Origin of the sequence: Enterobacter adelaidei (assembly GCF_041937165.1) — a bacterium.
GTDB lineage: Bacteria > Pseudomonadota > Gammaproteobacteria > Enterobacterales > Enterobacteriaceae > Enterobacter > Enterobacter adelaidei.
Map to the genome: position 1 here is coordinate 3,076,354 of NZ_CP154353.1, position 24,627 is coordinate 3,100,980.

Consider the following 24,627-nt stretch of genomic DNA (forward strand, 5'->3'; position numbering starts at 1 on the left):
CAGTGAAGACAGTACTAATTACTTATTTACCGATAAACTCAGCCAGGTTGGACTGGTCTACGCCCACGTAAGGTACGCGAACGATTTTGTTTTCAATTTTCCAGTTGGTGCCATCAGCAGCGCCTTTACCGTCGGCCAGGTTTTTCGCCAGATCGAAGGTTGCTTTCGCCTGGTTGTTGGCATCGTTCAGAACGGTACCGGCCATTGCACCCGATTTAACCAGTGCCAGTGCTTCTGGCAGCGCATCCACACCGAATACAGGAATGGAAGATTTGTTGTGTGCTTTCAGCGCTTCTACTGCACCCATTGCCATCGCATCGTTGTTGGCGATAACCACTTCGATTTTGTTAGCATTCGGGCCAGACAGCCACGCGTCCATCTTATCTTTCGCCTGAGCGGTATCCCACATTGCGGTATCTAACGCCAGCTGCTGGGTTTTCAGGCCTTTATCGTTCAGCTCTTTAATAACGTAAGTGGTACGGGCTTCAGCATCCGGATGGCCTGGTTCGCCTTTCAGCAGAACGAACTGGATCTGACCGTCTTTGTTCAGGTCCCAGTTCGGGTTCGCTGCCCAGTGTTTAGCAATCAGATCGCCCTGAATAATGCCGGACTCTTTGGAGTCGGTACCGACGTAATACGCTTTGTCATAGCTGTCCAGCGCTTTACGGGAAGGTTCTTTGTTGAAGAAGACGATTGGCACATTCTGGCCGCGCGCTTTTTCGATAACTGTGCCTGCTGCAGCCGGGTCAACCAGGTTGATTGCCAGCGCTTTCACGCCTTTAGCCAGCAGAACGTCGATCTGGTCGTTCTGTTTGGACTGGTCGTTCTGGGAGTCATTCATCAGCAGCTGAACATCTGGCGCTGCTTTCGCATCTTTCTCGATCGCTTTACGCACAACAGACATGAAGTTGTCGTCGTATTTATAGATGGTCACACCAATACGGGTATCCGCAGCGTGCGCTGCTGCACCAAAAAGCATGCTTGCCATTACAGCAGACAGGGTCAACACCTTCTTATTCATGGTATCTCCGGTTTTTTTTATGCAGGGTAGTTCTTGTGAATAACGATCGGCAGGCGGGTGTTAATAAAACGTTACTGACCGCCGAAGTTCACTTATAAAATTTCTATCTTCCGTGTTCGGTAACGCTCCAGAAATGCGTTTTATTCGTTGTTTGCGGCACATTGGCTATAGTGAAAGTGAATAATCACCGTTACATAGCGTTTCAGCCCCTAAAACGCTGACATCATAGTCAGCGCCTTGTTAAGATACTGTGAATTTACTCACAGATTGAAAACGGTTACATCAGCTCATGTAATCAGTTAGTGATCGGAACCACAATTTGCCGAGCGGCGACAGAATGACGGCGAACTAAAGTCGGCATAAAACAGTGGGTTGCCCCTTGATCCAGCAGCCCTGCCGCCCCTTGTAACGCCAGCTCAGTCGCCAGTTTCGCCATAGAGGCAATGGGGTAGCGCACCGTTGTCAGCTGCGGGTCGGTGTAACGGGCAATTGGAATATCATCAAAACCAATGAGTGATAAATGCTGTGGCACCGCAATGCCGTTATCTTTCAGCGCCGTCAGGGCGCCTGCCGCCATGCTGTCGTTATAGGCAAACACCGCAGACAGCTGCAAATTACGGCCCAGTAGCTCCACCATCGCCGCTTCACCGCCCTGCATGTCCGGCGTGCCGGTTCCCACCCAGCTCTCGGATGGCGTAATGCCGTGCTCTTTCAGGGCGTTCTGCCACCCCTCGCGCCGCAGATCGTCATCTTCAATATGATGGCTGGAGGCCAGATAACCGACCCGCTGATGTCCGTTGTTGATGAGCATTTTCGTGGCCATCATGGCGCCGCTGACGTTATCCAGCCCGACGCAGCGGTGGGCATAGCCGGGGACGATGCGGTTGATCAGCACCATACCCGGGATCTGCTCCATCAATCCGGTTAGCTCTTCATCGCTCAAGGCTTTTGAATGGACAATCAAGGCGTTACAGCGCTGGCGGATCAGCACTTCAATGGCATGACGTTCTTTTTCCGCCTCATGGTAGCTATTGCCGATCAGGACATATTTCTGATGCTGCTGGGCGACCATATCGACCGCTTTCACCAGTGCGCCGAAAAAGGCATCCGAAACATCCATTACCACCACGCCGATGGTGTCGCTGACCTGCGTCGCAAGCGCCTGGGCATTGGCATTTGGCCGATACCCGAGCTGAGTCACGGCTTTCATTACGGTTTCACGGGTTTCAGGGCTGACCAGCGCGCTGTTATTCAGCACGCGTGAGACGGTAGCCACAGAAACACCCGCCTGGCGGGCGACGTCACGAATGGTGATCATATTCACCATCCTTCAAAGGATTGCAGCAACTCACAGACACCCCCTGTGTTTAGCAAGGTGGCTATTCTGGCAGCGAGAGAAAGGGGACTACGTGAAGAAGCTCACACAGATGAAAACGCTTACATCCGTTTTGTTAATGATTGTGATCCAGATCGTTATCTGGATGTATTTCTTAATGATACCCCTGACGCAAGTGCGGTTAACTGACGCCACATCCACTCCAGCGGTCCCTGGCGGAAATAACGTAGCCAGATAACAGAAAACGCCAGGTTAACCACCCAGACCGGAATAACAAACGCCAGCAGCGCCAGGCGGTCGAATTTCATAAACAGGCCAAATCGATAGAAAAGCGTGGTGCATATCAGGGTCTGCAGAATGTAATTGCTCAATGCCATACGGCCCACGCAGGCGATGGCGCTGACGATCCACAGGCGGGAAAGCGTCGGCCAGAAACCATAGATCAGCGCCGCATAGCCGATGGTCTGGAACGGTGCGCTCAGTTCGCGCGGCACCTGAAGGAGGAACGCACACCAGCGGTAATCCCAGTGGAGGTGCCACTGCGCAATCACCGCCGGGAGGTTAATCAGCACGCCGAGCAGGACCAGCCCGGTGCCCGTGCGGCGATAGTGGCGCAGGCTAAATTCGCCTTTCAGCCAGCCGGTGCGCATCAGTGACGCGCCCATCAGCATCATACCCGCCAGTTGCCAGCCATATTGCGCCCCTAGCGCAAGCAGATTATCACCCAACATATCCGCACGGTTGCTTATCGCCTCCGTGCCACCTTTCAGCTTCCAGTATTGCTCGTACTGGAGGTTAGCGGCATCCGGGATCCAGGAACGGTTTGTCGCTTCGCCAGAGATCATCCCCAGGAGTAAAAGTACCCCAAGCCCCATGACATAGAGCATCACGCCGGTGTTAAACAGGCTTTTTACGCTGTGCGCATCGCGAATCAGACGCCAGCAAATGAGCCCGACTAACCCATACGCAAGAAGAATATCGCCGTCCCAGAAGAACAGGCCGTGGATAAACCCGAGCAGAACCAGCAGCGTCAAGCGCGACTGGATCCAGCGCGTACCGCGTTTAAGAAGCAGTTGCAGACCAGCGCCAAACAGCAGGGCAAACAGGGTGAGGAATTTAACCTGTGCAAAGAGATCGAGGATTGCCCACGTCCAGGCATCGTTGCGCGTGATGTCGCCATACCAGGCTGGATTGAGATAAGCCGCCTTCGGCAGACCGAAGGCGCTGATATTAAGCAGCAGGATACCGAGAATGGCGACGCCGCGAACAAAATCGAGCGTGACGTTTCGCTCCATGGTCCCTGCCCTGTAAGACTTAGTTGTGGTGACGCACTGCGCGCAGGAACTCCTGGCGGGTGTTCTGGCTCGATTTAAACAGACCACCCAGCGACGTAGTGGTGGTCGCACTGGTCGCATCACGCACGCCGCGCGCTTTCACGCAGTAGTGAACCGCGTCGATAGAGACAGCCACGTTATTGGTGCTCAGCAGCGTTTGCAGCGCGGTCAGGATCTGCTGCGTCAGACGCTCCTGTACCTGTGGACGCTGAGCAAAGAATTGCACGATGCGGTTAATCTTCGACAGACCAATCACCGTATCTTTTGGGATATACGCCACGGTTGCTTTACCGTCGATAGTCACGAAGTGGTGTTCACAGGTGCTGGTCAGCGTGATGTCACGTACCGTTACCATCTCATCCACTTTCATTTTATTTTCGATGACGGTGATTTTCGGGAAGTTGGCGTAATCCAGACCTGAGAAAATTTCGTCGACGTACATTTTTGCGATGCGGTGCGGCGTCTCCATCAGGCTGTCGTCGCTCAGATCGAGATTCAGCAGCTCCATGATCTCGGTCATATGACCGGCAATCAGACGCTTGCGGGTTTCATTGTCCAATTCCTGAACGGGTGGACGCAGCGGCGTTTCAAGACCGCGCGCAACCAGGGCTTCGTGGACCAGGGCAGCTTCTTTACTGAGTGATGACATTTTGTTCTCCTGCAGGTGTGGCGTCTTTTGCCCTCGTTGTGGCAAAAGTATGCGCTCATTGTGCGTGAGGCCGCGCACATAATCCAGTATTCACGACGATAATTATTGCAATTGCTGTTGCCTTTCAGCGTGACGGTTCCAGACCAGAGCACCACCAACAAACAACGCGATACCCGCCAGCCCCAGCGCAGGCTCAAGCCGATGGGTAAGCCAGGTCGATAACGCCGAGGTCATCGGACCAATCAACTGGCCAATGGCATACCCGGTGGTGAGCAGGCCGGCCATATAACGCGTGTGGTTTGGTGCCAGCTCGCGACCGTATAAAAGAGAGAGCTGCACGGCACACAAAAAGCCGCCGCCGACCAGCAGTCCTCCCGTCAGCAACCCGCCAATCCCCGGCAGCAGCCAGGCCGCCAGCACACCAGCGCCCTGCAACCACAGCACAATAGCCAGCCTGCGGTTAGCCGTTGAGGCGTGGCGTAAAAGAATGCTAAGCGCAATGCCCACCACGGCAGCAATACCAAAAATCGGCCAGACAAACTGGGCAAACAGGCTGCCAGGAAAACGCACTGCCGCCATTTGCGATAAAAAGGTTGCCGGAAGAATATAGCCAAATCCGGCCAGGCTATAGCTCCAGACCAGGCGCTTTAAATCCGCCGTCAGCACCAGCGGCTCTGGCGCGGTGCCGGGTCGATGGAGCTGCCCGGATCGCGGCAGGTAGCGCGCGACCAGCGCAACTAACACCAGAGCCAGCACGCCGTAGATTTGCCATGCCGCTCCAGCCGAAAGGGATTTCGCCTGGATATAGACGGCGAGCAGCCCGCTCAGGGCAATGCCCGCGCCTGGCCCGGCAAACACGGCAGCACTCAGGCCCGGTTTGCCCAACTGCCCCAGACGTTCGTTTGTCCATGCCGCAATCAGCACCATAGACCAGCCGCTCATGCAGCCAATCACAAAGCGCAGCAGTCCGTGCACGATGGCGTTATCCGCCGCGGCGGAGAGCAGCGTCAACGCAACCGCACCGGTGATACCAAGCCAAAGGCGTGTTTCAACGAAGCGATGCGCACGCATTGCATCCCATGCGCCCACCAGATAGCCCAGATAATTCATCGCCGCCACCAGGCCCGCACTGGTTAGCGTGAGCTGCCCGGCGGCAATCATCAATGGTACCTGAGGTGTAAAAGCAAAACGCCCTATCCCCATCGCCACCACCAGAACGACAAACCCACTGAACGCAATACGCAGCGCCATGACGGCTCCAATTGTTAAAAAAAAGTAAATTTATGATGCAGCATCTTGTCGTCTGGCGAAAGTGAAAGTTACTCACAGGTCAATGAAAAGGCTGTATTATGGTTTTTATGAATACGCATTCTCATTAAGGAGCCTTGCATGGAACTGCTCGAAGAGCACCGTTGTTTTGAAGGTCGACAGCAGCGCTGGCGGCACGACTCCAGCGTCCTGAACTGTGCCATGACGTTCAGCATTTTCCTGCCGCCGACGGAAAATCCGCCGGTTTTGTTCTGGCTTTCAGGCCTGACCTGCAACGACGAAAACTTCACCACTAAAGCAGGTGCACAACGCATTGCAGCTGAGCTCGGTATTGCGCTGGTAATGCCTGATACCAGCCCGCGTGGGGATGATGTGGCTGACGAAGCAGGATACGACCTGGGTAAAGGTGCCGGATTCTATCTGAACGCGACTGAACACCCCTGGGCAAACCATTACCGCATGTATGATTACGTTCGTGACGAGCTGCCCGCGCTGATTCAGGCTGAGTTTGCCGTAAGCAACCGTTGCGCCATCAGCGGACATTCCATGGGTGGACACGGGGCGCTGATAATGGCGCTGAAAAACCCGGGGAAATACGTCAGTGTGTCGGCATTCGCACCAATTGTGAACCCGACTCAGGTGCCGTGGGGCCAGAAAGCCTTCGCAAATTATCTGGGTGATGATGCGAAAAAGTGGCAGGCGTGGGATAGCTGCGCACTGATGCTGGCCAGCGAGACCGAAGACGCAATTCCAATGCTTATCGATCAGGGTGATGCCGATCAGTTCCTCGCCGGCCAGCTACAGCCTGCGGTACTGGCAGAAGCCGCACGCCAGAAGGACTGGCCGCTGACGCTACGCATTCAGCCGGGATATGACCATAGTTATTACTTCATCGCATCCTTTATTGAGGATCATCTCCGCTTCCATGCGGAGCACTTGTTTGGGTAAGTGCGGCTGCGTGCGCTCTGATACCCTCACCCTGGCCCTCTCCCACAGGGAGAGGGAACAAACACTAAAAACGGCAACTTACGTTGCCGTTTCGCTTTTACCCTGGCTGGATCAGAACTTATAATCCACACCGACAAAGTAGCGACGGCCATCTTCCGTGTAGCTGTAATCGTCACGGCTCAGGTCTTTATCCAGCAAGTTCTGTACACCCGCGCGCAGCTTCACGCTTTTCGTGGCCTGCCATGCCGCACCTGTATTCCAGATGACATAGCCACCCGGCGTTGGTGCACTGCTGGTCAGCGCGCGTTTCTCACCGGTGTAGTTACCCTGAACATAGAACGACCAGTCCTGGGTCGCTTTCCAGTCAACGGTACCGTTGGCAGTGTGGAACGGCAGATCGGACAGCGGTTTGTTGCCGCCATTGCTGATGTCACGACCATCGTTATAGGTGTAGTTCAGCGTCACTTTCCAGTCTTCCGCCAGCGGGAATTTCAGCTCGGTCTCCACCCCACGGATGCGCGCCTTGTTGACGTTGTAATAACGGAAAATAGGCTCACCGTCCGCATTCAGACCAACGTAGTTAGGGTAGCTCTGCGCCTGTTTAACATTGGCGGTACGGCTGATACTGATGCGGTCATCCACATTATTCTGGAAGGTGGTGACGCTAGCCTGTACGCCCTCTAACCAGCCCTCTTCCCCACTGTAGTACAGACCAAATTCGAAGCTCTCGCTGGTTTCCGGTTTCAGATCCGGATTACCGACAATCTCGCAGGCACCGCGGCACGAACCGGTGACCCAATCCGGGCTGAGCTGCAGCAGCGACGGCGCTTTAAACGCGGTAGCCCAGCCCCCTTTCACCGTTACGGTATCGGTCGCGTTGTAGACCAGGTATGCACGCGGGCTCCAGTGGTCATCGTAGGTGTCATGGTCGTCCATACGGATGCCGGTGGTCAGCGCCAGGGGTTCAAAGAGACGCCACTCATCTTCAAGGAACAGGGCATACTGGCTTGCTGACGTACTGCTGCTGGAGCCCCCCGTCAGGTTGACCGGATCTTTCAGCTTATCGTGACGCCACTCGCCGCCGAAGGTCAGCAACTGGTTGATTTCGCCCAGCGGCAGCACGTATTTCCCGTCCACCGCGTTGCTCTCTGAGGTAATGGGATTGCTGTTGACCGGGTTTTTGTTATCCACCTTCTCGCCGTAAACCTTCAGCTCGCTGCTGCCGACCCCCCAACGACCATTGTGGCTCAGGGAGTAGTTCTGACGCTCAAGGCGGTTTTTGTCGAGGGAATCTGAGTCACGATCCTGACGGTCAAAACCGTAGCCTGCCGTAAAATCGTGATTTTCAGACGGTGTCCAGGCGAATTCCACATTGGCATCACGGCTGGTAAAGCCCTCAATGCGCGGTGTTTCACCGCTCGCCGTGGTAGAGGATTTCTGCTGACCGTCTTTCTCACGCTTCGCGAGGCTACCGTAGGCTTTCAGGCCCAGCAGGCCGTCCACCAGCGGGCCACTGGTATAGAACTGGCCGTTATACGTGTCTCCACGATCGCGATGTTCCTGAATTGTTGAATCGGCGCTCAGAGTACCCGTCCATTTCTGCCCGATTTTTTTGGTGATAATGTTCACCACGCCGCCCAGCGCATCGGAGCCATAAAGAGAAGACATCGGTCCGCGCACCACCTCGATGCGTTCGATGGCGTCAACCGGCACCCAGTTGAGATCGAAATCATTATGGCGGAATACGGCGTTGCGGGAGTTGACGCGCTTGCCGTCGATCAGGATTAACGTGTAGCTGCTGTCCAGTCCGCGAATACTTACCCCTTTACGGTTGTCCCCTTCGCTCGTGAGCTGAACGCCCGGCACATCCCGTAACACATCTTTCAGATTCTGAACGGGTTTGCGCTGCAAATCTTCCTGGGTAATCACGCTGATGCTTGCCGGTGCGTCTTTCAGGTTTTGCTCGGTCGCGGAGGCTGTGACAACCATTGTGTCGCCGGATTCCGCTGCGATACCAGGCAGGGCCAGGGACATTGCGGACGCACAAAGTCCTCCCCTGACGAAGGGATTCAACCTAAACATTCCATATCTCCATGAGGTAAATACAACTAAATCAAATCATCATTGCTCACAGCGTCTTCCATGCCGCCCACATCTGCGGTGGGTCGGTGACACGCTTATTTTTGATAACGATAAAGCAAACGATAATTATTATCAATTAAATTGTTAAGAAATATATCTTTGTTTCAACGTGCGGGAATAAAAAAGCCCGCTCGAATGAGCGGGCTGAAAGAGAGGATTTGCGGTTATTTTTTAAATCGTTCCGGGAATTCCATTTCACTGTAGCGAACGAAGTGTGTTCCTTTCGTCAGTTTGTAGCCAAACCAGATTACCAGGAACAGCGGAATACCAATGTAGGTTGCCGTAACGGCGCCCCAGTCAATGGTGTCCGCCAGGAACGCTTCATAGTTCTGTCCCAGGGTAATAATCAGGCACAGAATGAAGGCGAAAATGGGACCCAGCGGGAAAAACCCTGAGCGATACGGCAGGTCGTTAATATCGTGCCCCTGCTTGACGTAACCACGGCGGAAACGGTAGTGGCTAATGGCAATCCCAAGCCAGGCGATAAAGCCCGTCATCCCTGAGGTGTTAAGCAGCCACAGATATACCGTCTGGTTGCCAAACATAGAGGTCAGGAAGCACAGACCGGCAATCACCGTTGTGGCATACAGGGCGTTACGAGGAACACCGCCACGGGACAATTTTGAGAAAATACGCGGGGCTTTACCGTCACATGCCAGGGTATAGAGCATACGAGTCGATGCGTACATACCGGAGTTACCGGCTGAAAGTACTGCAGTCAGGATTACGGCATTCATCACTGCCGCTGCAGAAAGCAGACCGGCATGCTGGAAGACCAGCGTGAACGGGCTGACGCTGATGTCTTTCACATCATTACGCAGCAGGCTCGGATCGGTATACGGAATGATCAGGCTGATAATCAGGATAGCGAACACATAGAACAGCAGGATACGCCAGAAAACCTGACGGACTGCACGCGGAATATTTTTCTCCGGGTTCTCTGATTCACCCGCAGCGATACCAATCAACTCAGTACCCTGGAAGGAGAAGCCGACGATCATTGCCACGCCGATCATGGCCGAGAACCCACCGGCAAACGGTGCATCGCCTATCGTCCAGTTACTCCACCCGGCCGGTTCTGCGCCTTTGAAAATACCAACGATCATCGCCACACCGACGACGATAAAGATGATGACGGTTGCCACTTTGATCAAAGAGAACCAGTATTCCGCTTCGCCAAAACCACGAACAGAGATGTAGTTCAGCAGGAAGATGACGGCCAGGAACAGAGCACTCCAGATCCAGCCCGGCGTATCCGGGAACCACCAGTTCATCACCAGCTGTGCAGCAACCAGGTCAACGGCAATCGTTACGGCCCAGTTGTACCAATAGTTCCAGCCCAGCGCGAAGCCAAAGCCTTCTTCAACGTATTGTTGACCATAGGTCGAAAACGAACCGGATACCGGCATGTACGCGGCCAGTTCGCCCAGACTGGTCATCAGGAAGTAAACCATCAGGCCAATCAGGATATAAGAGAAAAGTGCCCCACCCGGGCCTGCTGCCGAAATTGTTGCGCCAGACGCAACGAAAAGACCTGTACCGATGGAACCGCCGATAGCGATCATCGTCAGGTGACGCGCCTTCAGTTCACGACGTAGCGTGGGCGCTTCTGTGGTTTTAATTTCTGAAACCATGTGAAAATGCTGTCCATTTAATAAATGAGGCGCGATTGTAGCAGACGATCCGCGTTCCTTCCGGCAGAAATAGGCAGTTATAAGAGAGCTTCATGACTCGGCCAGGATTATAAGCAAAGCAGAAATCGGGTCTTTCCCCTCTCCCCATTGAGGAGAGGGTCACGGTGAGGGGACGATTACATCTCGCAGTAGCGCAGAAAACGCTGCAAAGAGTTGGAAAGATGCTTCTGCCGATGGTGGATACACCAGAGTGTGCGCACCAGTTTCGGCAGTGGAACGGGGACTTCGACCAGCGAGCCCGTCTCAAGCTGCTCGGCAATGACCCGCCGGGAAAGGCAGCTAATACCTAAACCATGACGTACTGCATGTTTAATCGCCTCGGAGTTCCCCAGCTCCATCCCTAACTGGAAATGCGGCAGATGGGAAAGCAGCAGATAATCGACAATTTCACGCGTGCCAGAGCCCTGTTCACGCAGTATCCACTGCGCCTGTGCCAGTCTTTCCAGCGTGACTTCGCCCTGTAGCAAAGGCGAGGCCGGAGAAGCGAACACCACCAGTTCATCTTCCAGCCAGGGTTCAGCAATGATATCGACGTTGTGGCAGGGTCCTTCGATAAGACCGATATCCACACGAAAATCGATCACTGCGTTGATGACGTCCTGGCTATTACCAACACTCATCTCCAGCGGCAGGGTCGGAAAATCCCGGCGGTATCGGGCAATCACTTCCGGAAGGATGTAGTTCCCAATCGTACTACTGGCAAACACGCGGATCGCACCGTTGTCTTCACGGAACAGCTGTTCGATTTCGGTAGCCTGTTCAAGCAGTGCCAAAGCACGCGGGTAGAGCAGACGACCATGTTCGTTGACGACTAAGCGCTTCCCTACCCTGTCGAAAAGCTGAACGCCTAGCTGTCCTTCGAGATCGGTCAATGCCGCGCTGACCGCAGATTGAGAGAGAGCCAGCATCTGCGAGGCCTGCGTCGTCGACCCGCTCTTCAGCACTTCGGCGAAAACTTCCAGCTGACGCAATGTAATGTGCATGGTTACTTACCACTTATATAGATTAATTATAAGTATATAATCAATTTTATTTTTAAACCAGAGCGACGTAGTCTTTAGCCAGACAAAGGAGAAGGTTATGTCAGAACTCACCTTACAGCATCATCGTACATTGTGGCACTTCGTGCCGGGTCTTGCGCTCAGCGCAGTGGTAACCGGCATCGCGTTATGGGGCGGCAGTATTCCAGCCATCGCTGGAGCAGGTTTTAGCGCCTTAACACTGGCGATATTGCTCGGCATGGTCGTGGGAAATACCGTTTACCCACGCATCTGGAAATCCTGCGATGGCGGCGTGATTTTTGCCAAACAGCACCTGCTGCGCCTCGGGATTATTCTTTACGGTTTTCGTCTTACCTTTTCGCAGATCGCCGATGTCGGCGTCAGCGGGATTGCTATCGATGTCCTGACCCTGACCAGCACCTTTTTACTGGCCTGTTTTATTGGTCAGAAAGTCTTTGGTCTGGATAAGCAAACCAGCTGGTTAATCGGTGCAGGGAGCAGTATTTGTGGTGCAGCAGCGGTGCTGGCAACAGAGCCTGTCGCTAAAGCTGAATCCAGTAAAGTGACAGTTGCAGTGGCAACGGTGGTGATTTTCGGTACGCTGGCGATTTTCCTCTATCCGGCTATGTATCCACTGGTGGCCCACTGGTTTAGCCCGGAAACCTATGGCATCTATATCGGCTCGACCGTGCATGAAGTCGCGCAGGTGGTGGCAGCGGGTCACGCCATTAGCCCGGATGCAGAAAACGCGGCGGTAATTGCCAAAATGCTGCGCGTGATGATGCTGGCGCCCTTCCTGATTTTCCTGGCAGCACGGGTAAAACAGCTGGCTCCAGCGGGCAGTAATCAGAAAAGTAAAATTACCATTCCGTGGTTTGCGATCCTGTTCATCGTGGTGGCAATTTTTAACTCCTTCCACCTCTTGCCCAAAGCGGTAGTGGATATGTTAGTGACGCTGGATACCGTTCTGTTGGCGATGGCGATGGCGGCGTTGGGTGTGACAACTCACGTCAGCGCGCTGAAAAAGGCCGGTGCAAAACCGCTGCTGATGGCGCTGGTACTCTTTGTCTGGCTGATAGTCGGCGGGGGTGCGATTAACCTTGTAGTCCATAGCCTGATGGCATAAACCACTACATCCTTCTCCTGTTAACCCGCTATCATAAGCATTTCGGGTTAACAGGAGTCCCTTTATGAAATATGTTGGAGCGCACGTTAGCGCTGCCGGTGGCCTTGCGAATGCCGCCATTCGCGCCGCCGAAATCGAGGCGACCGCTTTCGCCCTGTTCACCAAAAATCAGCGCCAGTGGCGCGCTGCACCGCTCACTGCAGACGTGATTGATGATTTTAAAGCCGCCTGCGAGAAGTATCATTACGGGCCGGGTCAAATCCTTCCCCACGACAGCTACCTGATCAACCTCGGCCATCCGGTTGAAGAGGCACTGGAAAAATCCCGCGAGGCGTTTCTTGATGAAGTCCAGCGCTGCGAACAGCTTGGACTGACGCTGCTGAACTTCCATCCAGGCAGTCATCTGATGCAAATTGATGAAGATGCCTGTCTGGCGCGCATTGCAGAATCCATTAACATCACGCTGGATAAAACCAAAGGTGTCACCGCGGTGATTGAGAACACTGCCGGTCAGGGTAGCAACCTCGGCTTTAAGTTCGAACATCTGGCGGCGATTATCGACGGCGTTGAGGACAAAAACCGTGTCGGCGTGTGTATTGATACCTGCCATGCCTTTGCGGCCGGCTACGATCTGCGCACAACCGAGGCAACGAAAAACACGTTTGATGAGTTCGAGCGCATAGTTGGCTTTAAGTACCTGCGCGGAATGCACTTAAACGATGCGAAAAGCGCTTTTGGCAGCCGCGTTGACCGCCACCACAGCCTTGGCGAAGGCAATATTGGTCATGATGCGTTTCGCTTTATCATGCAGGACGCCCGCTTCGACGGCATTCCGATGGTGCTTGAAACCATCAACCCCGATATCTGGGCAGAAGAGATTGCCTGGTTGAAGGCGCAGCAGACCGCTGAACAAATGGCATAAAAAAAGCCGGGTTGCATTTGCACCCGGCTTTTTTGTTGTTTACTACTTAGGCTGCTTTCGCGACCACTTCCGCTTCCGGACGTTTCAGCACGGCGTAAGACAGACCCGCCACCAGCGTACCGGCAACAATCGCCATCAGGTACCCCAGAACCGGGGTTATAGCGCCTGGGATCAGCAGAACAAACAGACCACCGTGTGGAGCCATCAGTTTTGCGCCAATCGCCATCGAGATTGCACCTGTCACGGCACCACCCGCGATACAGCACGGCAGCACACGCATTGGGTCACGAGCCGCGAATGGAATCGCCCCTTCGGTGATGAAGCACAGACCCAAGACCAGTGCCGCTTTTCCGCCTTCCTGCTGCGCTTTATCGAACTTACGGCGGGCAACAATCGTCGCCAGACCGAGAGCCAGAGGCGGCACCATACCTGCCGCCATGATGGCAGCCATTGGTGCGTAGGTCTGGGTACTCAACAGGCCAACACCAAAGGCGTACGCCGCTTTGTTCACCGGGCCACCCATGTCGGTACACATCATGCCACCGAGGATTGCACCCAGCAGAACCGCGTTCGCGGTACCCATGGTTTGCAGCCAGTGGGTCAGACCCGCCAGAATACCCGCAACAGGTTTACCGATGAGGTAAATCATTGCCAGACCGACCACCAGGCTGGAAATTAGCGGGATGATCAGAATCGGTTTCAGCGCTTCCATACTCTGCGGCAGTTTTAGCTTCGAGCTGATCAGCTTCGCAACGTAACCGGCCAGGAAACCGGCGATGATGCCGCCGATAAAACCAGAACCCGTGCTCACCGCCAACATACCGCCGATAAGACCTGGCGTCAGACCCGGACGGTCAGCAATGGAGAAGGCGATAAAGCCCGCCAGCACAGGCACCATCAGCGCGAACGCAGAACCCCCACCAATCTGCATTAATGCAGCTGCCAGCGTCCCCTGCTCTTTAAATGCGGTGATACCAAACGCGAATGACAGCGCGATACACAGACCACCCGCAACCACCATCGGCAGCATGTAAGAAACACCGGTCAGCAGGTGGCGATAAGCGCCTGCTGACTCTTTCTTACCTTCAGTCGCACTTTGACTGGTGCCCGTTGCCTGATAAGGCTTCGCTTCAACCAGCGCTTTATCAAACTCCTGAGCGGTCTTTTTCAGTGCCAGACCTGTCGAAGTGCGGTACATCGGCTTACCGGCAAATTTCGCCAGATCCACTTCGATGTCTGCCGCCACAATCACCAGATCGGCCTCAGCCACTTCTTCTGGGGTGATGGCATTGCCGGCGCCCACGGAGCCGCGCGTTTCAACTTTTACCCACCAGCCGCGTTTTTTCGCTTCGGTTTCAATGGCTTCAGCCGCCATAAAGGTATGAGCTACCCCTGTAGGACAGGCCGTCACCGCAACAATGCGTTTTGGTCCAGAAGCCGCAACCGGTGCCGCAGCAACAGGGGCGCTGTAAACAGACGCGTGACCTTTCGCTTCGCTCAGGAACAGTTCCGGGTGTGCCACCGCACGATTAATATCGCCCAGCCAGACATTTTTGCCATTAAGCGCACTGTCAGCCGGGATTTTATCGCCCAGAACAATGACCAGTTCGGCATCGCCCGGGTTATCAATCATCTCGAGATGTACTTTGTTCGCCGCCGCTCCCAGCAAGGTCTTCGCCATATAGGCGCGAGCCTGTCCGAGACCGGAGTCAATGATCAGCAGCGTTTTCATTATTCCTCTCCTGCTGTTAGTTAAAAGGTTTTAAGTCAACGCGCGCCATCATCGCGGCTAACTGGGTACGATCGGTAATACCGACATTGCTCTGGCTTACGGCCAGGGCAGCAACGGCGGTGGCAAGACGTAAAGTATGTTCACTGGATTCACGCATCAGCAGACCATAAATCAGGCCGCCAACCATGGAATCCCCTGCACCGACGGTGCTGACAACATCGACCGACGGCGGTTTGGCGATCCATTCGCCAGAAGCGTTAACCCACAACGCTCCTTCTGCACCAAGAGAGATAACTACGTGGGCGATACCCTGCTCGCGCAGCGCATGGGCAGCATCAATCACATCTTTTAATTCTGGCAGCTTACGACCGGCCCAGATCTCCAGTTCGCGGCGATTAGGCTTCACCAGCCACGGTGACGCTTTCAGTCCCGCGACCAGTGCATCACGGCTACTGTCAAAAATAATGCATGGACACTGGCTGCGCAGGCGCGTCATCCAGTCGGTAAATGCTTCCGGACTGACGCCGGACGGCAGGCTACCGCTGACGCACACCATGTCGAACTGACCAAGCCAGGTCAGAGAATCGTTAACAAAACGCTCCCAGTCTGAGGGTGTCACTTCGAAACCAGAGAAGTTCAGGTCGGTCACTTCGCCGTCTTTCTCCGTCAGCTTGACGTTGATACGGGTGCGGCCCTGAACAACCTGAAAACGGTTGGCAATGCCCAGCTCGCTGAACAACTGCTGGAAACCATCCTGGTTATCTTTACCGAGGAATCCACCCACGGTGACATCAATACCAAGGTCCTTGAGCACTTTCGCGACGTTAATCCCTTTACCCGCAGCATGCAGGCCAGTGGTACGCACGAGGTTTACTTCGCCGCGCTCAATCTCCGGGCAAAACCCCACCAGGTCATAAGCCGGGTTCAGCGTAATAGTCGCAACACGTCTGCTCATTATGCGCCCTCCCCCAGACCTGCCGCGATGGCGTCGCCAATCGCCTTCAGCGCCTGTTCAGCATCCGCACCCTGTGCGGTGAAACGCAGACGGTGACCTTTCTTCACGCCCAGCGCGACAACTTTCATCAGACTACGGCCGTTGGCCGGTTTACCTGTGCCATCAAGGTTGGCCACGGTGATCTCACTTTCAAATTGTTTAATGGTATTTACCAGCATGGTACCTGGACGGGCATGCAGGCCGTGTTCGTTACGCACCACGAATTCAGCGTTAAGAACATCGTCAGTCAGCGCATCATCGCTGGTCAGCAGAGCCAGCACCGTCGCCGCATCTGCGTTCAGCAGTTTTTCAGCTTTGTTATTCAGCAGCAGATCGCCCAGGCGCTTCAGCACGGAAACCGGCTGTTCATCGTTCATCGCCACGGTCAGCAGCATGGCCGCACGCTCGCCGTCGACGTCAAACGCATTTGCCGCACGACTCACGGCGACAGCGCTACGCAGGTTGCCTTCAGCACTGTCGTTCAGCCAGATACCTTGACCGAGATTCAACGGCTTATCATTGATTACGCGCGTCACAAATGTGGCATCTGCTGCACCGGCTTCTTTCAGGCGACCGGCATTCAGCGCCTGGAGTGTCACCAGATCGGAGGCAACTACATCCAGCGTCAGCGTTTCATTATCCAGTTTCAGCGCTTCACTCTGTTTTTCGCCCATCAGCAAGGCGCGCAGCTCTTCAGCAGTCGTTGCTGACTTCAGCTGTTCAGCAACGGAATCATCGCTCAGTACGTGGGTCAGCTGACGCAGCAGGCCTAAGTGTTCGTCGCTGCTGGCCGCGATACCGATGGCCACATACGCCACCTGACCGTCACCCCAGAGCACGCCCTGTGGGAACTGATAAACCTTCACCCCGGTTTTCAACACCTGGTCGCGGGTGTCGGTTGTGCCGTGCGGAATAGCAATGCCATTGCCGAGGAAGGTTGAGGTCTGCTGCTCACGCGCCAACATGCCATTTACATAACCGTCCGCGACGTTACCTGCCTGCACAAGGGCAGCGGCAACCTGGCGAATGGCCTCTTCTTTATCCCCGGCCTGTGCGCCCGGGTGGATATCCTGAACAGATAACTGGAACATGGTTCTCCACTCCTGCTGAAATTGAATCGTTTCAGCTTTAATGAGAAAAAATGCGCTAGCCTGCTCCGTTTGCTTAAACAAGATAGCGCTGAAACGTTTCAAAAAGTTTTGCGCTTTCTGTAATACCTTGCAAGTAAACTCGTATTTCTGATCTCAGAATTTAGAGATACAGCACATTTCTTCTTCGTTCAGCTGAATATTGCTGAAGTTCAGCAAGTCAGTTTCAGCTAAGGTCAGCCAAACCTTCTATAAGTTGAAATGCCATTTTGATTTTTCGTGGCGTAATTGACCGCACCCTCTGTTTATTTAATGAGTGCCAGCGTAAACTCCGCCTCTCTCTGTCACTCGTTAATTATAAAACATGCATAACACCCCCGCGGCCACCTCGCCAAAGCCCTTTGATTTGACTTCAGCGGCGTTCCTGATTGTTGCCTTTTTTACGGGTATTGCCGGTGCGTTACAGACGCCGACGCTGAGCTTATTTCTGACCAATGAGGTTCACGCTCGTCCGGCCATGGTGGGCTTCTTTTTTACCGGAAGCGCCATCATCGGCATTCTGGTGAGTCAGTTTCTGGCGGGCCGATCCGACAGAAAAGGCGATCGTAAAAGCCTGATTGTCTTTTGCTGTCTGCTTGGGGTGCTCGCCTGCGTTCTGTTTGCATGGAACCGCAACTATTTCGTTTTGCTGTTCATCGGGGTATTTCTGAGCAGCTTTGGTTCGACGGCTAACCCACAGATGTTCGCGCTTGCCCGCGAGCACGCCGACCATACCGGGCGTGAAGCGGTGATGTTCAGCTCGGTAATGCGTGCTCAGGTGTCGCTGGCATGGGTGATCGGCCCCCCGCTGGCTTACGCGCTGGCGATGGGGTTTGGTTTTACGGCGATGTACCTGAGTGCGGCTGTCGCATTTGTGGTATGTGGCGCGCTGGTGTGGTTCTTTCTGCCGTCGATGCGCAAAGAGCCCAAAGTGGCGACGGGGACGCTGGAAGCCCCGCGCCGCAACCGCCGCGATGCCCTGCTTCTGTTTGTTATCTGCACCCTGATGTGGGGCACTAACAGCCTGTATATCATCAATATGCCGCTGTTTATTATTGATGAACTGCATCTACCAGAGAAGCTGGCAGGTATCATGATGGGAACAGCAGCCGGGCTTGAGATCCCGACGATGCTCATCGCAGGATATTACGCAAAGCGCTTCGGCAAGCGTTTTCTGATGAGTATCGCCGCCGTCGCCGGTCTGCTTTTCTATATCGGTATGCTGACGGTACATACGCCGGGGTTGTTACTGGCTTTACAGCTGCTGAACGCTATCTATGTCGGCATTCTGGCCGGGATTGGCATGCTCTATTTCCAGGATCTGATGCCGGGTCAGGCGGGCTCGGCCACGACCCTTTATACTAATACCACCCGTGTGGGCTGGATTATCGCAGGCTCAATGGCGGGGGTCGTCGCAGAAATCTGGAACTATCACACGGTGTTCTGGATTGCGCTGGTGATGTGCACGCTGACGATTGGCTGTCTTGCGAGGATCAAAGACGTTTAAGGCGCGGTGAGCGATTCCAGCTCGAGCAGATACGTCATCGCCTGCGCTCGCGTGCTGCCACACATTTCGGCTGTTGGCTGAAGTCCGGAGCAAACCTTCGGGCGCAGGGGCGAACCAAAGATCATACACAGGTTAGTTTCAGAGAGCTGAACGCAGCGGGTATTGGCAGGCTTGCCTTCTGGCATTCCTGGAATGGGGCTTGAAATGGACGGTGCGGTACAGCACGCGCCGCAATCTGGACGACAATCCATAAACGCTCTCTTTCGCTGACGAAGGCCCGCGCAGCCGGGCATCGCGCGCACAGTAACACCTTTTGCGTATTGATAGCAAAAGCCACGAATTCCTCTTGCCTGAAAGGCCGCGCACGAGTAATTTGGCGCGATATTTTTTACCTTCCGTATACAGGATTACTGCAATGCCAAGAGCGAACGAAATTAAGAAAGGTATGGTACTGAATTACAACGGCAAACTGCTGATTGTGAAAGATATCGATATTCAGGCACCTAGCGCCCGTGGTGCAGCGACGCTGTACAAAATGCGTTTCGCCGATGTGCGTACCGGTCTGAAAGTTGAAGAACGTTTTAAAGGTGACGATATCGTTGATACCGTGACCCTGACCCGTCGCTATGTCGATTTTTCCTATATCGACGGCAACGAATACGTGTTCATGGATAAAGAAGATTACACCCCGTATATCTTCACCAAAGATCAGATTGAAGAAGAGCTGCTGTTTATTCCCGAAGGCGGTATGCCAGACATGCAGGTTCTGACCTGGGATGGCGTGCTGCTGGCGCTGGAACTGCCTCAGACCGTCGATCTGGAAATCGTTGAAACGGCACCAGGTATCAAAGGCGCATCTGCAAGCGCCCGCAACAAACCAGCAACCCTGACAACCGGACTGGTTGTGCAGGTGCCAGAATACCTGTCTGCAGGCGAGAAAATTCGCATCCATATTGAAGAAAAACGCTATATGGGTCGTGCTGACTAACACAAAAAACCCGGCTTTCCGCCGGGTTTTTCTTTTACAGCAAGTCAGGATACTTCGTCATCTTCAGCGCCAGCTCTATGCCGCGCACTTCCGCCATCCCTTTCAGACGACCGATTGCCGAATAACCTGGGTTCGTTTTCTTACGCAGATCGTCCAGCATCTGATGCCCGTGATCCGGACGGAATGGAATAGGACGCACATCGCCAACCCGCTTACGACGTACTTCTTCCGCCAGGATGGCATCCACCACCGCGACCATATTCACATCACCGCCAAGGTGCGCTGCCTCGTGGAAGGTTTTTGGGTTCTCTTCACGACAGGTCGCGCGCAGGTGAGTAAAGTGAATACGATCGCCGAAGGTTTCAATCATCCGCACCAGATCGTTATCCGCACGCACGCCGTAGGAGCCGGTACACATGGTAAAGCCGTTGTAGATGCTGTCTACCGTCTCTTTCAGCCACTGCATATCTTCAATCGTCGAGACGATACGCGGCAGGCCGAGAATAGGACGCGGAGGATCGTCCGGATGTATCGCCAGGCGAACGCCCGCTTCTTCTGCGACGGGCACAATCGCGCGCAGGAAGTACGCCATGTTTTCACGAAGCTGATGCTTATCAATGTCGCCATATTCCGCCAGACGTGCACGGAACTGATCCAGCGTATAGCCCTCTTCCGCACCTGGCAGACCAGCAATGATATTGCGGGTCAGCTTTTCGATGTCCGCGTCACTGGCGGCGTTAAACCACGCGCGCGCCTGCTGCTGCTCTTCCGCGGTGTAATCCGCTTCGGCGCCAGGACGTTTCAGAATGTGCAGTTCAAATGCCGCAAAGGCAATTTGATCGAAACGCAGTGCTTTTGAACCGTCCGGCATCTGATATTCAAGGTCAGTGCGCGTCCAGTCCAGAATAGGCATGAAGTTATAGCACACCGTATCAATGCCGCATGCCGCCAGGTTGCGAATACTCTGCTGATAGTTGGCAATCCAGGTCTGGTACTCCCCTGAATGGGTTTTGATATCTTCATGAACCGGAATGCTTTCCACCACAGACCAGGTTAATCCCTTCTCTGCCAGCAGCGCCTGACGCTTTTGAATTTCATCAACCGGCCATACCTGGCCGTTAGGAATATGATGCAGCGCCGTGACGACACCCGTTGCGCCAGCCTGACGCACATCATCAAGAGAAACCGGATCGTTCGGCCCGTACCAACGCCAGGTTTGTTCCATTGCCTCACCCTCTTAAGTTGTTATACCAATATGCGTTACTGCAATGACGACTACCATACATGTTTGCCGCTAAGGGTCAACATACCGCCACGCATTGATTGATCAAACTCACAGAACAGGGATATTTACGGCTCACCAATTTTATTTGCTGTCATATAACTTTACACTGACATTGTTAATTAATGGTTAATCAGGTGTGTATTTCATGAAGACAATTGCCTCCACCGCCCTTCCTGTCCATGTTCAGCAACCGCGCTACGATCGTCAGCAATTACGCTCTCGCATCGTCCATTTTGGCTTTGGCGCGTTTCACCGCGCGCACCAGGCATTGTTAACAAATCGGGTGCTGAATGAGAAAGGCGGCGACTGGGGAATATGTGAGATTAGCCTCTTTAGCGGTGATGTGCTGATGAGCCAGCTGCGTGCGCAGGATCACCTGTTCACCGTTCTGGAGAAAGGTGCAGAAGGAAACGAGGCAATTATCGTCGGCGCCGTCCATGAATGCCTGAACGCAAAGCTGGACTCTCTGCCCGCTATTATTGAGAAATTTTGTGAGCCTCAGGTGGCGATTGTGTCGCTCACCATCACGGAGAATGGTTATTGCATCGATCCCGCTACCGGTAAATTGGATCTGCAAAACCCGCGGATTATCCACGATCTGGAAAATCCATCTGAGCCGCATTCCGCCCCGGGGATCCTTGTCGAAGCGCTCCATCGTCGCCGTGAGCGCGGCTTACCTGCTTTTACCGTGCTTTCTTGCGACAATATCCCTGACAACGGCCATGTGGTGAAAAATGCCGTGCTGGGAATGGCGCAAAAACGCTCTCCGGCACTCGCTGCGTGGATTGATAGCCACGTGAGTTTTCCCGGAACCATGGTCGACAGGATTGTTCCTGCTGCAACAGAGGCCTCACTGGCAGAAATCACCGAAACGCTCGGCGTTGAAGATCCCTGCGCCATCAGCTGCGAACCGTTTATTCAGTGGGTGGTGGAAGATAATTTTGTTGCCGGCCGTCCGGCGTGGGAAGTGGCAGGCGTCCAGATGGTGCAGGACGTTCTGCCCTGGGAGCAGATGAAACTACGCATGCTCAACGGCAGCCACTCTTTTCTGGCGTATCTGGGATATCTCGCGGGCTACGCCCATATTAATGAATGTATGGAGGACACAGCATTCCGCGAAGCCGCCCGTCGGCTCATGCTGGATGAACAGGCACCCACATTACGCATCAGGGATGTCGATCTCACCGCATACGCCGATAGCCTGCTTGAACGCTTTGCCAACCCGGCACTTCAGCATCGCACGTGGCAAATCGCGATGGACGGCAGCCAGAAGCTGCCTCAGCGAATGCTGGACGGGATCCGCGTCCATCTTGAGCGAAAAACGCCGTGGCCGCTGCTGGCTCTGGGCGTGGCCGGCTGGATACGCTACGTCAGCGGGACTGACGAACACGGAAACACAATTGACGTCCGCGATCCCCTCAGCGATAAAATCCGCGCGATTGTTGACGCCAGCAGCGACGACGATCGCGTCAACGCGCTGCTGGGGCTGAACGAGGTCTTTGGACACGATCTCGCCCAAAATAGCGTTTTTGTTGAAGCTGTCAGCCAGGCTTATCAGCGCATTGCCCGCCACGGTGCACGTCAGGCTGTTATTGAAACGTTAAATCTTTAACGATTATTGCGCTTAACACGAACGGAGGTGACCTCCGTTCACCCTTCCCCTTCTCATTGCGCCCTTTTTTCGCCAGGATAAGAGATAATTGTTATAGCATCACAATTCTCTTCTGGAGCGCACGTGACCAAAACCAACCTCATCACCGGTTTTCTCGGCAGCGGTAAAACCACGTCAATTCTTCACCTGCTGGCGAACAAAGATCCGGCCGAGAAATGGGCCGTTCTGGTCAATGAATTTGGCGAAGTGGGCATCGACGGCGCATTACTGTCGGACAGCGGCGCAATGATCAAAGAGATCCCCGGCGGATGCATGTGCTGCGTCAATGGCTTGCCAATGCAGGTAGGACTCAATACCTTGCTACGTCAGGGAAAACCCGATCGCCTGCTGATTGAACCCACTGGGCTGGGTCACCCGAAGCAGATCCTTGATTTACTGACCGCACCGGTTTACGAGCCGTGGATTGATCTGCGTGCCACCCTGTGCCTGCTCGATCCTCGCCAGCTTCTGGATGATAAAGCGGTGGCCAATGAGAACTTCCGCGATCAACTCGCCTCAGCAGACATTATCGTTGCTAATAAAGAAGATCGCGCCACGGCTGAAAGCCAGGCCGCGCTGGACGCGTGGTGGCAACATTTCGGGGGTAATCGTCAACGGGTGCAGACCACTCAGGGGAGGATTGATAGCGCCCTGCTTGACCTTCCTCGTCTGAACATAGCGGAACTTCCGGCCAGTGCAGAGCATGCCCATAGCCACCCGGTGAAACAAGGTCTGGCTGCCCTCAGCCTGCCGGAACACCAGCGCTGGCGTCGTAATCTGAATAATGGTCAGGGATATCAGGCCTGTGGATGGATCTTCGATGCAGATACCGTTTTTGACACCATCGGGATCCTTGAGTGGGCCAGACTTGCTCCGGTCGATCGCGTTAAAGGGATCATGCGCACACCAGACGGACTGGTACGGATCAATCGTCAGGGTGAAGATTTCTTTATTGAAACGCAAAATGTCGCCCCGCCGGACAGCCGAATTGAGTTAATTAGTGCGGTTAACGCCGACTGGAATGCCCTGCAGTCCAGCCTGTTGAAGCTTCGTTTAAGTTTGGGCGGCTAACGTTGCCCCTGTTTTCACTCTTTGTTGAACGTTATGACAACTCGATTTCCCCTGATATTACTGCTTAATGTCGCCGGTCTGGCGCTCTTTTTCTCCTGGTATATCCCGGCGAATCATGGTTTCTGGTTCCCGCTGGATTCTGCAATCTTTCACTTCTTCAACCAGGAGCTGGTGAAGAGCAATGCCTTTCTGTGGCTGGTAGCTATCACCAACAACCGCGCCTTCGACGGTTTTTCGTTGCTGGCAATGGGCTGCCTGATGCTCTCCTTCTGGTTGAAAGAGGATAAAGCAGGGCGTCGGCGTATTATGATTATCGGTCTGGTGATGCTGCTGTTTGCCGTGGTCATTAACCAGCTGGCAACCGCGATTATTCCGGTTAAGCGCTCCAGCCCAACGCTCTTCTTTAGCGATATTTATCGCGTCAGTGAGTTGCTGCATATTCCAACAAAAGATGCCTCGAAGGACAGTTTCCCTGGCGACCACGGCATGATGCTGCTTATTTTTTCCGCAGTTATGCTTCGTTATTTCGGCAAAAAAGCCTTTGTAATAGCCCTGATTATTTTTGTGGTTTTTGCTTTTCCACGCGTAATGATTGGCGCCCACTGGTTCACCGATATTGCCGTCGGTTCGCTCTCCGTTGCTCTGATTGCTCTGCCGTGGTGTTTGATGACACCGTTGAGTGACGGGATAATAGCGCTGTTTGATCGCTATCTTCCCGGAAAAACGCAACAACAATTAAACAAATAACTAACCTAAATTAACGTTAGCTATCAGGGATCGACATGATCCCTGACAGGTCTCTTGCCGCGATCTTTTCTCACTGTCATATT

Annotated in this window: 21 protein-coding genes; 8 read left to right on the plus strand and 13 right to left on the minus strand. The window is 54.1% G+C overall.

All coding sequences use genetic code 11. The features are described 5' to 3' along the window. Nucleotides 1–22: 22 nt before the first annotated feature. The 5 genes from mglB to AAHF05_RS14940 all read right to left on the minus strand — a co-directional run bounded on the left by mglB (nt 23) and on the right by AAHF05_RS14940 (nt 5,591). Nucleotides 23–1,021, minus strand: a complete 999-nt coding sequence (gene mglB / locus AAHF05_RS14920; protein ID WP_024908164.1) for a galactose/glucose ABC transporter substrate-binding protein MglB — start codon at nt 1,019–1,021, stop codon at nt 23–25. Nucleotides 1,022–1,316: 295 nt separating this feature from the next. After that, nucleotides 1,317–2,339 (minus strand): HTH-type transcriptional regulator GalS, encoded by a 1,023-nt coding sequence (galS, locus tag AAHF05_RS14925; protein ID WP_028016310.1) that lies wholly within the window; start codon nt 2,337–2,339, stop codon nt 1,317–1,319. A 155-nt stretch (nt 2,340–2,494) separates the two neighbouring features. Next, entirely contained in the window at nt 2,495–3,652 is a 1,158-nt protein-coding gene (gene yeiB, locus AAHF05_RS14930; protein ID WP_129324305.1) for a DUF418 domain-containing protein YeiB, read from the minus strand. A gap of 19 nt (nt 3,653–3,671) precedes the next feature. Next, complete coding sequence (folE, locus tag AAHF05_RS14935) at nt 3,672–4,340, minus strand: GTP cyclohydrolase I FolE (RefSeq protein WP_374936351.1); 669 nt, start codon at nt 4,338–4,340, stop codon at nt 3,672–3,674. 102 nt (nt 4,341–4,442) lie between these two features. Beyond that, on the minus strand, nt 4,443–5,591 hold the full coding sequence (locus AAHF05_RS14940) for a YbfB/YjiJ family MFS transporter (protein ID WP_129324304.1): 1,149 nt from the start codon (nt 5,589–5,591) through the stop codon (nt 4,443–4,445). 138 nt (nt 5,592–5,729) lie between these two features. On the opposite strand from AAHF05_RS14940, the gene fghA reads away from it, so the two are divergent. Next, nucleotides 5,730–6,557, plus strand: a complete 828-nt coding sequence (gene fghA, locus AAHF05_RS14945) for an S-formylglutathione hydrolase (RefSeq protein WP_129324303.1) — start codon at nt 5,730–5,732, stop codon at nt 6,555–6,557. A gap of 111 nt (nt 6,558–6,668) precedes the next feature. On the opposite strand, the gene cirA is transcribed toward fghA, so the two are convergent. From cirA to yieE, 3 genes are all read right to left on the minus strand, one after another. Then, nucleotides 6,669–8,639 (minus strand): catecholate siderophore receptor CirA, encoded by a 1,971-nt coding sequence (gene cirA, locus AAHF05_RS14950; RefSeq protein WP_374936352.1) that lies wholly within the window; start codon nt 8,637–8,639, stop codon nt 6,669–6,671. A gap of 224 nt (nt 8,640–8,863) precedes the next feature. Next, a complete protein-coding gene (locus tag AAHF05_RS14955; RefSeq protein ID WP_028016304.1) occupies nt 8,864–10,333 on the minus strand; it encodes an amino acid permease in 1,470 nt (489 codons plus the stop codon). Nucleotides 10,334–10,509: 176 nt separating this feature from the next. Further along, complete coding sequence (gene yieE, locus AAHF05_RS14960) at nt 10,510–11,376, minus strand: DNA-binding transcriptional regulator YeiE (RefSeq protein ID WP_129324301.1); 867 nt, start codon at nt 11,374–11,376, stop codon at nt 10,510–10,512. A gap of 97 nt (nt 11,377–11,473) precedes the next feature. On the opposite strand from yieE, the gene AAHF05_RS14965 reads away from it, so the two are divergent. Next, entirely contained in the window at nt 11,474–12,520 is a 1,047-nt protein-coding gene (locus AAHF05_RS14965) for a YeiH family protein (RefSeq protein WP_108090801.1), read from the plus strand. Nucleotides 12,521–12,584: 64 nt separating this feature from the next. Further along, nucleotides 12,585–13,442 carry a deoxyribonuclease IV gene (gene nfo, locus AAHF05_RS14970; protein ID WP_028016301.1) on the plus strand — a complete coding sequence of 286 codons (858 nt, stop codon included), beginning with the start codon at nt 12,585–12,587 and terminating at the stop codon, nt 13,440–13,442. A gap of 46 nt (nt 13,443–13,488) precedes the next feature. Here the strand turns inward: nfo and fruA are convergent, their stop codons facing one another. From fruA to fruB, 3 genes are read right to left on the minus strand one after another with little or no spacing between them, the layout of a single operon-like run. Further along, a complete protein-coding gene (gene fruA, locus AAHF05_RS14975) occupies nt 13,489–15,174 on the minus strand; it encodes a PTS fructose transporter subunit IIBC (protein ID WP_129324300.1) in 1,686 nt (561 codons plus the stop codon). Nucleotides 15,175–15,190: 16 nt separating this feature from the next. Continuing rightward, entirely contained in the window at nt 15,191–16,129 is a 939-nt protein-coding gene (gene fruK / locus AAHF05_RS14980; protein WP_014170919.1) for a 1-phosphofructokinase, read from the minus strand. Next, nucleotides 16,129–17,259 carry a fused PTS fructose transporter subunit IIA/HPr protein gene (fruB, locus tag AAHF05_RS14985; RefSeq protein WP_374936353.1) on the minus strand — a complete coding sequence of 377 codons (1,131 nt, stop codon included), beginning with the start codon at nt 17,257–17,259 and terminating at the stop codon, nt 16,129–16,131. Before fruB ends, fruK begins: the two co-directional genes overlap by 1 nt. A gap of 361 nt (nt 17,260–17,620) precedes the next feature. Here fruB and setB point away from each other — a divergent pair, with 361 nt between their 5' ends. Next, nucleotides 17,621–18,802: a sugar efflux transporter SetB gene (setB, locus tag AAHF05_RS14990; RefSeq protein WP_129324299.1), complete on the plus strand. Its 1,182-nt coding sequence runs from the start codon at nt 17,621–17,623 to the stop codon at nt 18,800–18,802. On the opposite strand, the gene AAHF05_RS14995 is transcribed toward setB, so the two are convergent. Continuing rightward, nucleotides 18,799–19,053, minus strand: a complete 255-nt coding sequence (locus AAHF05_RS14995; protein WP_032666680.1) for a YkgJ family cysteine cluster protein — start codon at nt 19,051–19,053, stop codon at nt 18,799–18,801. The genes setB and AAHF05_RS14995 overlap by 4 nt on opposite strands. Nucleotides 19,054–19,217: 164 nt before the next feature. Here AAHF05_RS14995 and yeiP point away from each other — a divergent pair, with 164 nt between their 5' ends. After that, on the plus strand, nt 19,218–19,790 hold the full coding sequence (gene yeiP / locus AAHF05_RS15000) for an elongation factor P-like protein YeiP (RefSeq protein ID WP_008500940.1): 573 nt from the start codon (nt 19,218–19,220) through the stop codon (nt 19,788–19,790). Between the two features lie 34 nt (nt 19,791–19,824). Here the strand turns inward: yeiP and uxuA are convergent, their stop codons facing one another. After that, nucleotides 19,825–21,015, minus strand: a complete 1,191-nt coding sequence (gene uxuA, locus AAHF05_RS15005; RefSeq protein WP_129324298.1) for a mannonate dehydratase — start codon at nt 21,013–21,015, stop codon at nt 19,825–19,827. A gap of 205 nt (nt 21,016–21,220) precedes the next feature. Between uxuA and AAHF05_RS15010 the strand changes: the two genes are divergently transcribed. From AAHF05_RS15010 to AAHF05_RS15020, 3 genes are all read left to right on the plus strand, one after another. Further along, a complete protein-coding gene (locus AAHF05_RS15010; RefSeq protein ID WP_206737109.1) occupies nt 21,221–22,687 on the plus strand; it encodes a mannitol dehydrogenase family protein in 1,467 nt (488 codons plus the stop codon). A 123-nt stretch (nt 22,688–22,810) separates the two neighbouring features. Next, nucleotides 22,811–23,797, plus strand: a complete 987-nt coding sequence (locus AAHF05_RS15015; RefSeq protein WP_129324296.1) for a GTP-binding protein — start codon at nt 22,811–22,813, stop codon at nt 23,795–23,797. A gap of 33 nt (nt 23,798–23,830) precedes the next feature. Next, nucleotides 23,831–24,544, plus strand: a complete 714-nt coding sequence (locus AAHF05_RS15020) for a phosphatase PAP2 family protein (protein ID WP_129324295.1) — start codon at nt 23,831–23,833, stop codon at nt 24,542–24,544. Nucleotides 24,545–24,627 lie beyond the last annotated feature (83 nt).

Bases quoted from the DNA above. Each gene is read 5' to 3' on its own strand.
- fruK (WP_014170919.1), bottom strand. From the start codon at position 16,129: ATGAGCAGACGTGTTGCGACTATTACGCTGAACCCGGCTTATGACCTG.
- uxuA (WP_129324298.1), bottom strand. From the start codon at position 21,015: ATGGAACAAACCTGGCGTTGGTACGGGCCGAACGATCCGGTTTCTCTT.
- AAHF05_RS14940 (WP_129324304.1), bottom strand. From the start codon at position 5,591: ATGGCGCTGCGTATTGCGTTCAGTGGGTTTGTCGTTCTGGTGGTGGCG.
- AAHF05_RS14965 (WP_108090801.1), top strand. From the start codon at position 11,474: ATGTCAGAACTCACCTTACAGCATCATCGTACATTGTGGCACTTCGTG.
- AAHF05_RS14955 (WP_028016304.1), bottom strand. From the start codon at position 10,333: ATGGTTTCAGAAATTAAAACCACAGAAGCGCCCACGCTACGTCGTGAA.
- nfo (WP_028016301.1), top strand. From the start codon at position 12,585: ATGAAATATGTTGGAGCGCACGTTAGCGCTGCCGGTGGCCTTGCGAAT.
- AAHF05_RS15010 (WP_206737109.1), top strand. From the start codon at position 21,221: ATGAAGACAATTGCCTCCACCGCCCTTCCTGTCCATGTTCAGCAACCG.
- setB (WP_129324299.1), top strand. From the start codon at position 17,621: ATGCATAACACCCCCGCGGCCACCTCGCCAAAGCCCTTTGATTTGACT.
- folE (WP_374936351.1), bottom strand. From the start codon at position 4,340: ATGTCATCACTCAGTAAAGAAGCTGCCCTGGTCCACGAAGCCCTGGTT.
- galS (WP_028016310.1), bottom strand. From the start codon at position 2,339: ATGATCACCATTCGTGACGTCGCCCGCCAGGCGGGTGTTTCTGTGGCT.
- fghA (WP_129324303.1), top strand. From the start codon at position 5,730: ATGGAACTGCTCGAAGAGCACCGTTGTTTTGAAGGTCGACAGCAGCGC.
- yieE (WP_129324301.1), bottom strand. From the start codon at position 11,376: ATGCACATTACATTGCGTCAGCTGGAAGTTTTCGCCGAAGTGCTGAAG.
- AAHF05_RS15020 (WP_129324295.1), top strand. From the start codon at position 23,831: ATGACAACTCGATTTCCCCTGATATTACTGCTTAATGTCGCCGGTCTG.
- yeiB (WP_129324305.1), bottom strand. From the start codon at position 3,652: ATGGAGCGAAACGTCACGCTCGATTTTGTTCGCGGCGTCGCCATTCTC.
- yeiP (WP_008500940.1), top strand. From the start codon at position 19,218: ATGCCAAGAGCGAACGAAATTAAGAAAGGTATGGTACTGAATTACAAC.
- fruB (WP_374936353.1), bottom strand. From the start codon at position 17,259: ATGTTCCAGTTATCTGTTCAGGATATCCACCCGGGCGCACAGGCCGGG.
- mglB (WP_024908164.1), bottom strand. From the start codon at position 1,021: ATGAATAAGAAGGTGTTGACCCTGTCTGCTGTAATGGCAAGCATGCTT.
- fruA (WP_129324300.1), bottom strand. From the start codon at position 15,174: ATGAAAACGCTGCTGATCATTGACTCCGGTCTCGGACAGGCTCGCGCC.
- cirA (WP_374936352.1), bottom strand. From the start codon at position 8,639: ATGTTTAGGTTGAATCCCTTCGTCAGGGGAGGACTTTGTGCGTCCGCA.
- AAHF05_RS14995 (WP_032666680.1), bottom strand. From the start codon at position 19,053: ATGGATTGTCGTCCAGATTGCGGCGCGTGCTGTACCGCACCGTCCATT.